Source organism: Bradyrhizobium sp. 170, assembly GCF_023101085.1.
In the GTDB taxonomy this organism is placed as follows: Bacteria; Pseudomonadota; Alphaproteobacteria; order Rhizobiales; family Xanthobacteraceae; genus Bradyrhizobium.
In genome coordinates this window covers 75,608-87,682 of sequence record NZ_CP064703.1, presented here as the reverse complement: position 1 = coordinate 87,682, position 12,075 = coordinate 75,608, and the positions used below count along the sequence as shown (strand labels likewise).

Below are 12,075 nucleotides of genomic sequence, written 5' to 3'. Positions count from 1 at the left end.
TTATGCGCATTGACGCCATTCCGATCGGAGTAAATCCGCCACACGAGGTCAACGTCATCATCGAGGTGCCCGTTGGCGGCGAGCCGATCAAATATGAAATGGACAAGGAAGCCGGCACGCTGGTGGTCGATCGCTTCCTCTACACGGCGATGCGCTACCCCGGCAATTACGGCTTCATCCCGCATACGCTGTCCGGCGACGGCGACCCCTGCGACGTGCTGGTCGCCAATACCCGCGCGATCGTGCCGGGCGCCGTGATGAGCGTGCGCCCCGTCGGCGTGTTGCTGATGGAAGACGAGGCCGGCGGCGACGAGAAGATCATCGCGGTGCCGTCTTCGAAGCTGACCCAGCGCTACGACAAGGTCAAAACTTACAGCGACCTCCCCGATATCACGCTGCAGCAGATCCAGCACTTCTTCGAGCACTACAAGGATCTCGAACCCGGAAAATGGGTGAAGGTGCTGCGCTGGTGCGGCGCCGAGGACGCCCACCGGCTGATCCTGGAAGGCATCGAGCGGGCGAAGAAGAAGTAGGCGCTGCGCGGATACCGTCATTGCCTGCGGCAAACGCGATGCGTTTGCGCAAGGAGCGTTAGCGACGAAGCAATCCAGAAGCTTGCGCGTGCGGCGCGATTTATGGATTGCTTCGCTTCGCTCGCAATGACGGGGGAAACAACACCATGCGCCGCCTGATCAGGATCATCCGCAACATCCTGCTGCTCGTGATCGCTGTTATCGTCATCCTCGCCGGCGTATTGGCGTTCAACACCCTCACCCACGGTTCGCGGCAGCTCCAGGTAACCGCCGTGCCGCGCGCCGAGGTCGACGCACAGGCGGCGGCCAGACGCCTGTCAGAGGCGATCCGCTTCCGGACCATTTCGAGTTACGAAAAGCCCGACCAGCACGCCGAAGCACTCCGCGGCATGCGCGCGCATATCGAAAAGAGCTTCCCGGCATTTCATGCCGCGGCGAAACGCGAAATCGTCGGTCGCTACAGCCTGCTCTACACATGGGCAGGCTCCGACCCGAGGACGCAGCCGATCGCATTCCTCGCGCATCAGGATGTCGTGCCGGTGGCGCCGGGCACCGAGAAGGACTGGCAACAGCCGCCCTTTGACGGCGTGATAGCTGACGGATTCATCTGGGGCCGCGGCTCCTGGGATGACAAGGGCAACCTCTATTCCATGCTGGAGGCCGCCGAGGCGATGGCCAAGGCCGACTTCCGCCCCAAACGCACGATCTATTTCGCGTTCGGCCATGACGAAGAGACCGCGGGCACCGCCGGCGCCAAATCGATCGCGGCGCTGCTCGCCTCGCGCGGCATCCGCCTCGACTTCGTGATCGACGAGGGCCTGTTGATCACCGAAGGCATCATGAAGGGCCTCGACAAGCCGGCCGCGCTGATCGGCGTCGCCGAAAAGGGCTATGCCACGCTGGTGCTGAACGCGCAGGCGACGCCCGGTCATTCGTCGATGCCGCCGCGCGACACCGCGATCGGCATGATGAGTGCGGCGCTGGCGCGGCTGGAAGATCGCCGCCTGCCGATGCAGATCCGCTCTACGGTCGCGGAAATGTTCGGCACGCTGGCGCCCGAGATGTCCGGCTTCAACCGCGTGGTGCTGTCGAACCTCTGGCTGTTCAAGCCGCTGTTGCTGCGCGAGCTCGAAAAGAGCGGGCCGACGGAAGCAATGGTGCGCACCACCACGGCGCTGACGATCTTCAACGCCGGCGACAAGGACAATGTGCTGCCCGGCAAGGCCGAGGCGACCGTCAACTTCCGCCTGATCCCAGGCGATACCCAGGCGAGCATCACCGATCACGTGCGCAGCACGATCGCCAATGAGCGTATTTCCATCAAGCCGTTTCCCGGCAATACCGATCCGCCGCCGGTAACGGCGACATCAAGTCCGTCGTTCCAGATGCTCAGCCGGACCATCCGGGAAATCTATCCGGATGTGATCGTCGCGCCCGGCCTGATGGTGGCCGCCACCGACTCGCGCCACTACACTGGCATCACCGACACGATTTTCCGCTTCTCGCCGGTGCGCGCCAATTCGGAAGATTTGAAGCGTTTTCACGGCACCAACGAACGGCTTCCCGTCGAAGGCTATGCCGACATGATCCGGTTTTATCGGCGGCTGATCGAGAACGCAGCGGGGTGAGGTGTTAGCGCTCCCTCGCCCCGTGAAGAACGGGGAGAGGGAGAGTCACACCGCAGGCTTCGGCAGTCCGTGAATCCCACACGCCGCGCGCAGCGTGTTCACCAGCAGGCACGCCACCGTCATTTGCCCGACGCCGCCGGGCACCGGCGTGATCGCACCGGCGACCTCGGCCACCTCCTTGAACGCGACGTCGCCGACCAGCCGCGTCTTGCCGTCGGCCAGAGGCAGGCGGTTGATGCCGACGTCGATCACGGTGGCGCCCGGCTTGATCCAGTCCGCGCGCACCATCTCTGGCTTGCCGACGGCGGCATAGACCAGATCGGCGCGGGCGCAGAGTTGCGGCAGATCCCTTGAGCGCGAATGCGCGATCGTCACCGTGGCATTTTCGTTGAGCAGCAATTGCACCAGGGGACGGCCGACCAGATTGGAGCGGCCGATGACGATCGCATTCATGCCTTCCAGCGAGGCATGCACACTCCTGGTCAGGATGATGCAGCCGAGCGGCGTGCATGGCGACAGCGCGGCAAAGCCGCCGGCCAGCCGGCCGGCATTGCTGGGATGCAAGCCGTCGACATCCTTGGCGGGATCGATGGCGTTGATGACCGTTTCGGTGTGGATCGACTTCGGCAGCGGCAATTGCACGAGAATGCCGTGCACGGCCGGATCGCCGTTGAGCTTTGCGATCAGCGCCAGCAGATCGGCCTGCGCCACATCGGCGGGCAGTTTATGCTCGAACGAGGCCATGCCGGCCGCCTGCGTCTGCGTGTGCTTGCTGCGGACATAGACCTCGCTGGCGGAGTCGTTGCCGACCAGCACCACGGCAAGGCCCGGCGTGAGCTGATGCTCGCGCTTGACCCTGGCGACCTCTTCCGCGACGCAGGCGCGAAGCTCGGCTGCGATGACCTTTCCATCGATAATTCGTGCCGTCATCTCAATCCTTCGTCTTTTCGGCCTTGGCGGCGGTCGCCTTTCGCAGCGCTTCGCCGAGAATTTTGGGATCGCCGTCGACTGCGACCTGTTTCAGCCGCGACGTGACGCCTGACAGGATCTTCACTTTCGCCTTCGGAACACCAAGCGCCTTCGCCAGCAATTCGGTCACCGCGCGGTTGGCCTCGCCGCCTTCGGCGATGGCGCGGACACGAACCTTTACGACCGATCGGCCATTGGCGAGCGTCTCAATCCCATCGATATCATCCCGGCCACCGCGCGGTGTCACCCGCAGCGCGATACTGATGCCCTTGGTGGAATAGCGCCAAGGATCCATCAGGCATCCATCAGCTACCGACGCCCGCGATCAGACGACGTTGGGATAGACGTAGTAGGCGATCACCCGCTGGACGAACATGATGACCAGGATCAGGATGATCGGCGAGATATCGAGCCCGCCCAGATTGGGCATGAACCGCCGGATCGGCGCCAGCGCCGGCTCGGTGATCCGGTACAGGAACTCCGCCACCGCCGCGACGAACTGGTTGCGCGTGTTCACGACGTTGAAGGCGATCAGCCAGGACAGGATGGCCGAAGCGATCAAAAGCCAGACGTAGAGGTCAAGGACGATGATGAGGATATCGAGGACAGCGCGCATGTGGAGGGGGCTCGCAGGTGGGGTATCAGCTAGATATCGGTTCATCCCCCCGCAAACAAGGGAAGTTCCCGGCAAATGACGCCAAAATCGGTGCTTTCACCGTTCTTGACTTGGCCTTGGGCCGGACTGTAAATGGCGCCGATTGTCGGTTGCTTCGGGTCACTTCGAGGCGGTCGCGACGGGGCCATAGCTCAGCTGGGAGAGCGCGTCGTTCGCAATGACGAGGTCGGCGGTTCGATCCCGCCTGGCTCCACCAGCCTTCGCAGGCTGCGCCTGCTTCGGCTAGGCAAGCCTCCATCGTAGCGAAGGCTGCCTCGCCATAGCCCGAAGGGCGACGGCGGGCCTAGGCAAGCCTCCAACACAGAACAGAGCAGGCTCCCCCTACTTCCCCGTAAACTTCGGCGCCCTCTTCTCCACAAAACTCGCCACACCCTCCCGGAAATCGCTCCCCTTCAGCGCGATCTGCATTTCGCGGTTGGCGTCGATGGTGGCTTCCGCCAGCGTCTGGAACGGCACGTCGTAGAGCTGGCGCTTGATCACCGAAATCGCGCTGGGCGAGACGAATTCAGCAAGGTCGCGCGCATAGGCATAGGTCTGCTCGCGCAACAGGTCCGGCGGATAGAGGCGGTTGACCAGCCCGATCCGCAGCGCCTCCTCGCTCGACACCCGCCGCGCGGACATCAGCAAATCGAGCGCGTTGGCGTGGCCGACGATGCGCGGCAGCATCCAGCTGATGCCGTGCTCGGCAATCAGCCCGCGGCGCGCGAACGAGGTGGTGAAGACGGTATTGTTGGCGGCAAACCGCAGGTCGCAATAGAGCGCGTGGACGAGGCCGATGCCGGCGGTGGCGCCGTTCAGCATGCCGATCACGGGCTTTGGAATCGCCGGATAATAGGCGTAGCGCGTCTGCCAGTCCGCCCGCCGGTTCATGTCGAACGACGGGGTATTCTCGCCGCGCCTGATCTCGCTGGGATCGATGCTCTGCAACGCCTCCATATCCGCGCCGGCGCAGAAGGCGCGACCGGCGCCGGTGAGCACGATGACGCGGACGTCATCGTCGCCGGCCGCCGCCTCCATCGCGTGGCGCACGTCACGCTCCATGGTCGCGGTCCACGCATTCATGCGGTCGGGCCGGTTGAGCGTGATGGTCGCGATCTTGTCGCTCACCTCGTAGAGAATATGCTGATAGGTCACCGCAACCTCCCTGTCGTTTCTGTCATTGACGATTCGCGCGCGAGCCCTTGGGCCGCGCCAGATAATCCAACGTTTCCGGCCGCTCCTTGAGCCATCCGGTCCAGCGCCGGAACACTTTCTCCATCCGCGCCGGCTCGACGCCGAGCTGCGCCATCGCAACCCCGCCATTGACGGACTCGCGATATTCCGCGATCAGCCCGTCGCGCACGAGAAAGCGGCTCATGCCGTCGATCACCACGCGCCGGCCCTTGAATTGCGGAATGGTCGACGTAAAACTCGACAGCGACCACGCATAGCCCTGACGCCCGTCGAATACGGGATCGAACATTTCCCAGCGATAATCGGTGGCGTCACGGTGAAACAGGCCCTGCATCATAAGCGCGATGTCGGCGCGGCTCTGATGCGGGCCGTAGATGTAGTCATGATAGACGGCGTCTTCGGTGAAATGGTTGGCGAAGCGCGCGCCATCGCCTGACTCCGCCGACAGCGTGAAATCACCGAGGAGCGATGCAAACTCGTCGCCGGTCATATCGCCTCCCATTTGCCTGCTGGTATCCGCAGGCTTCAGGCAGCGACTCTATCACATCCCAAGATTTTGAAAGACGTTCGACATGCGGGCAAATTCCGCGTGACGGCTATTCTGCGGCGTCCAGCATGATCGCGCGCGGCGCGCACGCGATCCAGCCCGCAATGAAATTCTTCAACCACGCCCGTTCGATCACGTCGTGCACCGCGCGGCCTTCGAAGTGAAGGTGACGCGGCTGCGCGCCCGGCGAATCCATGCGCACGCACCCGCGCGTGGTCCAGCGATGCATCATGGCGTAGGTCACATCAGGATGAAACTGAAAGCCGAACGCATGACCGTGCTGATACGCCTGCACCGGAAAGTCGTCGCCTTCAGCCAGCAGTTTCGCGCCGCGAGGCAGTTGAAATCCCTCGCCGTGCCAGTGATAGACACGCTCCGGCCAGTCCGGGCACAGCGCACGTCCGTCCGCCGTCGGACGGATCGGATAGTAGCCGACCTCGACCCGCCCTTCGTGATGCGGCGCGACCTGCGCGCCCAATTGTTTGGCAAGCATCTGCGCGCCCAGGCAGATGCCGAGAAACGGCCGCTGCTCACGCAGGGGGATTTCGATCCAGTCGATTTCGCGGCGGACATAATCGTCGCTGTCGTTGGCGCTCATCGGGCCGCCGAAGATAACCGCGCCGGCATGCCGCTCCAGCGTGTCCGGCAGCGGGTCGCCGAACCGAGGACGGCGGATGTCGAGGGGATAGCCGAGCGCCCGCAGCGCATTGCCGACCCGACCTGGCGTCGACGTCTCCTGATGAAGAACGATCAGAACCGGCGGCGAGGCGGCAGCGGCGGATGCAACCGCCCTCCGGCCCGGAAAAGGCAGAATATTTTCGTCATTTTTGTTCGACCGGAACGACATCGACGTTGCTCTGGCACCTCAACCCAAACCATACCTAAGTGAGTATTAATTTGGCGTGAGTTCACGCACACTCGCGAAAATCTAAAAGCAAGTCGCGGGCCAGATGCGGTCTCCGTCGCGCCTTCCCGGCACGCACGTGCTTTCGTCCGCAAAAATACGTGGTTTTCTCAGCGCTGGCGGAGCTGAAGGCGGCCGACCGCGCCCAGGATGAACCCGCGCGGGAAGAACCGGAGCAGAAACGGCACAATCTTGATGCCGAGGCCGGGCATCACTGCCCGCTTGTTCGCCATCAATCCGCGATAGGCCTGCTGCGCGACGGCGGCGGGCAAAACCTTGAGAACGGCCGAATCGAAACCAGGCCTGAAGCCTGCGCGCGCCTGGAATTCCGACGGCACCGGACCGGGACAGAGCACCGTCACGCGCACGCCATGCGGCGCCAGCTCGGCCCTCATCGCCTCCGTGAACGACAGCACGTAGGCTTTGGTGGCGTAATAAACCGCCATTCCCGGGCCAGGCAGAAAGCCGGCGATCGAGCCGACATTCAGAAGCCCGCCACGATTGCGAATCAGGTGATCGGAAAACCGCAACGACAGCTCCGTGAGTGCGCGGATGTTGACCGCGATCATCTCGAGCTGGACTGCTCTGTCACGCTGGACCGCTCTGCCGAACAGGCCGAAGCCTGCATTGTTGACGACGTACTCGACCTCCACGCCGGAGGCCGCCAGAGCGTCGGCTATCTGGTCGCCGGAGTCGGATTGTGCGAGGTCGCAGGGAATGACGATCGGAGCCGCGCCGCCCGCAGCCGTGATTTCAGCCGCCAGCGCTTCCAGGCGATCTGCGCGCCGCGCCACCAGCGCCACGCGATGACCGTGCGAAGCAAAAACGCGCGCCAGCTCGGTGCCTATGCCCGCCGATGCACCGGTAATCAGCGTCACACGCTCGGTCACGATTGAATGCTCTTAAAATCAATTCAAGGTTATGCCGCCAGCACGGGAACGAGAGCATAGGCGCGTGGTGTGGCGCAAGCCATCCCCTAAACATGGCGCCATGCAGACCCGCGTGCTCCGCGCGCTGAAGTCTCTATATTTTCAGGCTTATCGCGCGTTATCGCAGCCGATCGCGGCGCACATTAAAGTTTCGTCATCTGCAATGACGCGTGGCTGCGCCGCTCATTGTCATATCGACGCGTCTTCGGCTTTCGGCGTGGCCACAGAAGAGGCCGACTGCCGCTGCTCCGCCACCTTGTGCTTGAGATCGATCCGGTCGCGCGATGAAATACCGAGCAGATCAGCCGCACGCCAGACGACGTTATCCTCGAACTCGCTGACCTGGCCGTCCGCGTATACCAGTTCCCACATCATCTCGATGATGCGGAGCCGGCCCTCCTCGTTCACCGAACGCATGATGACGCTGGTGAAATGATAGAGATCGACCGCCTCGCCTTCGGCCCGCGTCGCCTGCGCGATCAAATGATCCGCCGTACCGGGATCGAGCTTGAAGCGGCTTTCGATCAAACTGTGCAATTTGCGCTGCTCGATCGCGCTCGGCTCGCCATCGAGTGAGACGACGTGAACCAGTAGCGCGGTCGCCGCCAGGAGATACCCGGTATCGTCGAACGCGAGATCCGGATCCGCACTGGGCGCAACGATATCGGCAATGAATTGGCGCAGTCCGTCGAGCATCAATCTACCTGCAAAGTCGTGTAAGGCCTGTCGGTCGAATATGGGTTGAAAATCTGGCCTCCGCAATCAACGCCTGGCTGCGCGAGCAGATTAAATCGGCGTCACCTTTGAAGTGACCAAAACATCTGCATCGAAAGCAATGCGGGCGGTCGCAGAGCCGTCGCTTAGTGGTGAGTCAAAGCGCTGGCCGAGGTTCAAGAGCACCGTCCTCGCGTGCTTCGAAAGACAGGGCATTACGCCAAAACCTGATGCGCGCGATTCGCCGCAGGAAGGAAGGGCGCCAATTCAATTGCAAATCATTCGCATTTGCATTAGAAACGAAACTCGTTGTTCCAACGAGTGATTTTTGAGGAAACGCGCATGACCACCTTCCGCTTCGCGCTGGGCGCCGCCGTTGTGCTTGGAATTGCCTCGGGAGCCGCGCTTGCGGCGGGCGATATGTCGCGGCAGACGCCGATCGAGATAACGGTCGATCTCGGCTCACCTGGCAAACATGAATTCGCGCCGAAGCAACTCAAGTTTGAAACCGGCAAGCTCTACAAGCTGATCCTGCGCAACACGAGCAACGATCCGCATTACTTCACCTCGCATGCGTTCTCGCAGATGGTGTTCACGCGCAAGGTGCAGGTGACGCAGCAGCAAAATGGCAAGGCCGTGACGCTCGCCGAATTCAAGGGCGCGATCCGCGAGATCGAGGTCTATCCGGGACAATCCGCCGAATGGTGGCTGGTGCCGGTCGCGGCCGGCCGCGCCAGCGACCTGCGTTGCGACATCAAGACCAGCGATGGCAAGACCCACGCCGAACTCGGCATGACCGGCGAGATCGTGATCGAGTAGCGCGTCAACGCTTGACCAGCATAGCGGCCAGCGTCAGTCACTCTCCGTCATGGCCGGGCAAAAGCGCGAAGCGCGTCTTCGCGCTTTTGCCCGGGCATGACGAGTCCGATTTACTGGCGCGCTTTTAAGTTAGGCGTTCAAGGGATCTCGTACACCACGATCTTGTCGGCGATGCCGCGCAGCGCGGCTTCCTTCTGGATCGGCCTGATCGCCTCGTTCTGAAGGATCGTGGCGACCGCCGGCGATTCGATCACAGGTCCGGTGATGTGGATCTCTTGCGAGGTCGACAGGCTCTGCACGCGCGATGCGATATTGACGGTCTGGCCGAAATAATCCTGCCGCTCGTTGAGCATCACGGCCAGGCATGGACCTTCGTGAATGCCGATCTTGACGATCAGATCCTCCCTGCCACGCTCGATATTGAGCTGAGCCATCGCCGCGCGCATCCGTAACCCCGCAACGATCGCGTGCTCCGGCCTGATGAAGGTCGCCATCACGGCGTCGCCGATCGTCTTCACCACCGCGCCCTTCTCGGACGCGATGATTTCGAGCAGCGCATGGAAATGCGCGCGCACCAGATCGAACGCGGCGAGATCGCCGACCCGCTCATAGAGCGCCGTGGAGCCCTTCAGGTCCGTGAACAGGAAGGTCAGCGAGGTGATCTTGAGGCGCTGATCGACATTGAGGTTATCCGCCTTGAAGACGTCGCGAAAAGTCTGGTTGGACAGCATCCGCTTGGCGGTCAGGATCGGCTTGCGCTTGCCGAGCAGCTCGTGGAGCGTATCGTTGGCGATCCAGACCGCGGGAAGCACCCGGTGGTCGGTCTGGTTTTCGAGCGATAGCCGCAGCGGCCCGGGACGCATCACGGTCGTGCCGGTCGGCGCGTGCAGCTTGTTGAAGACGATGGAGAACTGCTGGCGCTCGCGGGTCGGCTCGCCCTGGATGTCCAGAAAATGCGCCGAATGCGTCACCGGTTCGAACACGATCACGAACTGATTAGGCAGTTGCAGCGACAGCACCGCCTTTTCGCCCGCCGGCAGTTCGATCGCCTCGAGCGAGACCTCGTCGATCAGCCGCGTGATCGATTCTTCGCTCAGGTCCATCCCCGAACTCCAGAACATCTGGCGGTTATATTCCCAGATCGGCAATGTATTGGGATCATGCGCCGCTATACGCCTGACGCGGGGACTGACGGTGAAAGAAACCTCCACACGGTCGTCGACGGATGCCTCATAGCCCTGAGCGCATAGCGCGCAATTGTAGTCGTCGTGCCGAAGCGATTTCAGGGTGTTGTGCGCACCGAGCACGCCACCACAGCCGGGGCACAGGACATTCCAGCTGAGGTCGAACAGCCCGAGCCGCGCTGAATGCAGGAAGGCCGAAATGACCTTTTCCTCGTCGAGCCCGTACCGCGCGGCAAAATCCAGCAAGTTGATCCGGTTGAGGTCGCGATCCTCGCCCTTCGCGATCAACTGCGAAATGGCATCCACGACCGCTGGATCGGCGGTCTGCCGCAGAACCGAGAACTGGGCTTCGGTATTGCTCATGCTCACATCCTAGATGACGTTGGCGAAGCGGCTCCGCAAGGTGCTCTCTGTAGTTTGACGTGGTTTCTACCGCAGATAAGTCTACGCAATCTGCGAAAACTTATCTGCGAAAACCTGATTGCTATGCGACCCGGCAATCCATCCGGATCGGGCCTAGGGAAGGCTTTCGCCTCGAAAACACTACCGGGGCGTGATGGCAAACATCGGCGAACGGTCAGGCTGCGTCGTCACCACGCCGATCGGCATCACCGGCTCCTTGTCGACCAGTGTGACGCGGAACGCGCCGATCATCTTCGCCAGCGCCAGCGTTGCTTCGACCAGCGCGAAATGCGCGCCGATGCAGACGCGTGCGCCGACGCCGAACGGCAGGTAGGCGAAGCGATCGGGCGGCGTGCCGGTCATGAAACGGGACGGGATGAACGCGTTCGGATCGCGCCAGAGTTTTTCGTGCCGGTGCAACAGCCACGGCGCGATCAGGATGACGTCCTTCTTCTTGACCGGAAGCCCCATGATCGTATCCGGCCCGCTGGCTGCACGCGCAATCAGGAACGCCGGCGGATAGAGCCGCATGGTCTCGTCGATCACCGCGCGGGTGAATTTCAGCCGCTCGATATCGAGCGTGCCGTTGACGGTTGCACCCTCCACCTCGTTGGCGACGTCCTGCTGGACCGCAGGATCAAGCGCCAGCAAATAGAGCGCCCAGAACAGCGCCGTCGCCGTGGTCTCGTGGCCGGCCAGGATCATGGTCGCAATCTGATCGCCGAGCTGCGCATCGGTGAAGGCCTCGCCGGTTTCCGGATCGCGCGCATCACCCATCAAGTCGAACAGATCGTGCGCCGGCGCGCCCTCGTTCTTGCCGGCGGCGCGGCGTTCGGCCATCAGCATGCCGACAAACGCCGTCCAGCGTTTGCGGAAGCGCGCGCGGGACAGATCCTGCGGACTCGGCCAGTTCAGCGGCAGCAATAAATCGAGGAAATGCGGCCGCGCCAGCCGCTCGCCATATTCCATGACGAAATCGCGCAAGGCTGCGCCGTGCCGATCCATCCCGAACGAAAACATCGTGCGGCCGGCGATTTCCAGTGTCATTCGCTGCATGGCTTCACGCAGGTCGACGGGCGCGTTGCTGGCGGCCCTGAGCTTGGCAACCGTCTCGTCGGTCGCCGCCAGCATGTGCGGAACGAGCGTCGAGACCGCGCGCGGCGTGAAGGCCGGCGCCAGCGTTCGGCGCTGGTGTTTCCACGCGCGTCCTTCGGCAATCAGCAGGCCCTGGCCCAATATCGGACGTAACACCCGGAAGCTCACCGGCGTGCGCGTATAGTTTTCGAAATTGTCGACCAGCACATGCCGGATCGCATCGGGCGCGTTGAGAATGAAACTGCCACGCCCGAAAAAGCGGCCCTGGACGATATCTTCCTCATAGGCCCGCTGGCCCCACATGCCGATCGGGCTGATGCGGATCGCCTTCAACCGCCCGAACATCGTCATGTCTTCGGGCGCCCGCGGCGGGCTCGGCGGCACCAGCGGCGCGCGTGGGGCCGGCATGTCGTAGGCTTCGGCTATGCTCATGGGCGCCACTTTCGTAGCCCGGATGAGCGCAGCGATATCCGGGATCCTGCCAAGCCCCGCATATCGCTGC

Annotated in this window: 13 protein-coding genes and 1 tRNA gene; 4 read left to right on the top strand and 10 right to left on the bottom strand. The window is 62.7% G+C overall.

What is annotated here, in order from left to right; genetic code table 11:
• Positions 1-2: 2 nt before the first annotated feature.
• Together ppa and IVB05_RS00425 are read left to right on the top strand one after the other, a co-directional pair.
• Positions 3-533: an inorganic diphosphatase gene (gene ppa, locus IVB05_RS00430; protein WP_247782508.1), complete on the top strand. Its 531-nt coding sequence runs from the start codon at positions 3-5 to the stop codon at positions 531-533.
• A 146-nt stretch (positions 534-679) separates the two neighbouring features.
• Positions 680-2,161 carry a M20 family peptidase gene (locus IVB05_RS00425; RefSeq protein WP_247782507.1) on the top strand — a complete coding sequence of 494 codons (1,482 nt, stop codon included), beginning with the start codon at positions 680-682 and terminating at the stop codon, positions 2,159-2,161.
• 45 nt (positions 2,162-2,206) lie between these two features.
• Here IVB05_RS00425 and folD read toward each other — a convergent pair whose 3' ends face one another.
• From folD to IVB05_RS00410, 3 genes are read right to left on the bottom strand one after another with little or no spacing between them, the layout of a single operon-like run.
• Positions 2,207-3,091, bottom strand: a complete 885-nt coding sequence (gene folD / locus IVB05_RS00420) for a bifunctional methylenetetrahydrofolate dehydrogenase/methenyltetrahydrofolate cyclohydrolase FolD (RefSeq protein WP_247782506.1) — start codon at positions 3,089-3,091, stop codon at positions 2,207-2,209.
• A gap of 1 nt (position 3,092) precedes the next feature.
• Positions 3,093-3,425, bottom strand: a complete 333-nt coding sequence (locus IVB05_RS00415) for a DUF167 domain-containing protein (protein WP_247782504.1) — start codon at positions 3,423-3,425, stop codon at positions 3,093-3,095.
• Positions 3,426-3,455: 30 nt separating this feature from the next.
• On the bottom strand, positions 3,456-3,746 hold the full coding sequence (locus IVB05_RS00410) for a YggT family protein (protein ID WP_247782502.1): 291 nt from the start codon (positions 3,744-3,746) through the stop codon (positions 3,456-3,458).
• 180 nt (positions 3,747-3,926) lie between these two features.
• On the opposite strand from IVB05_RS00410, the gene IVB05_RS00405 reads away from it, so the two are divergent.
• Positions 3,927-4,002: transfer RNA gene (locus IVB05_RS00405), tRNA-Ala, on the top strand.
• 125 nt (positions 4,003-4,127) lie between these two features.
• Here the strand turns inward: IVB05_RS00405 and IVB05_RS00400 are convergent.
• The 5 genes from IVB05_RS00400 to IVB05_RS00380 form a co-directional block, all read right to left on the bottom strand.
• Entirely contained in the window at positions 4,128-4,940 is an 813-nt protein-coding gene (locus IVB05_RS00400) for an enoyl-CoA hydratase (protein ID WP_247782500.1), read from the bottom strand.
• Between the two features lie 22 nt (positions 4,941-4,962).
• On the bottom strand, positions 4,963-5,469 hold the full coding sequence (locus tag IVB05_RS00395; RefSeq protein ID WP_247782498.1) for a nuclear transport factor 2 family protein: 507 nt from the start codon (positions 5,467-5,469) through the stop codon (positions 4,963-4,965).
• A gap of 106 nt (positions 5,470-5,575) precedes the next feature.
• Entirely contained in the window at positions 5,576-6,373 is a 798-nt protein-coding gene (locus IVB05_RS00390; RefSeq protein WP_247782495.1) for a glutamine amidotransferase, read from the bottom strand.
• 167 nt (positions 6,374-6,540) lie between these two features.
• Positions 6,541-7,320 carry an SDR family oxidoreductase gene (locus IVB05_RS00385; protein ID WP_247782494.1) on the bottom strand — a complete coding sequence of 260 codons (780 nt, stop codon included), beginning with the start codon at positions 7,318-7,320 and terminating at the stop codon, positions 6,541-6,543.
• 228 nt (positions 7,321-7,548) lie between these two features.
• The gene (locus tag IVB05_RS00380; protein ID WP_247782493.1) at positions 7,549-8,055 is read right to left on the bottom strand and encodes a TerB family tellurite resistance protein; all 507 of its coding nucleotides are present in this window, start codon (positions 8,053-8,055) and stop codon (positions 7,549-7,551) included.
• A 360-nt stretch (positions 8,056-8,415) separates the two neighbouring features.
• Here IVB05_RS00380 and IVB05_RS00375 point away from each other — a divergent pair, with 360 nt between their 5' ends.
• A complete protein-coding gene (locus IVB05_RS00375; RefSeq protein WP_247782492.1) occupies positions 8,416-8,892 on the top strand; it encodes a hypothetical protein in 477 nt (158 codons plus the stop codon).
• A 137-nt stretch (positions 8,893-9,029) separates the two neighbouring features.
• On the opposite strand, the gene IVB05_RS00370 is transcribed toward IVB05_RS00375, so the two are convergent.
• Entirely contained in the window at positions 9,030-10,439 is a 1,410-nt protein-coding gene (locus tag IVB05_RS00370) for an adenylate/guanylate cyclase domain-containing protein (protein WP_247782491.1), read from the bottom strand.
• Positions 10,440-10,619: 180 nt separating this feature from the next.
• The gene (locus tag IVB05_RS00365; RefSeq protein ID WP_247782485.1) at positions 10,620-12,005 is read right to left on the bottom strand and encodes a cytochrome P450; all 1,386 of its coding nucleotides are present in this window, start codon (positions 12,003-12,005) and stop codon (positions 10,620-10,622) included.
• Between the last annotated feature and the right edge of the window lie 70 nt (positions 12,006-12,075).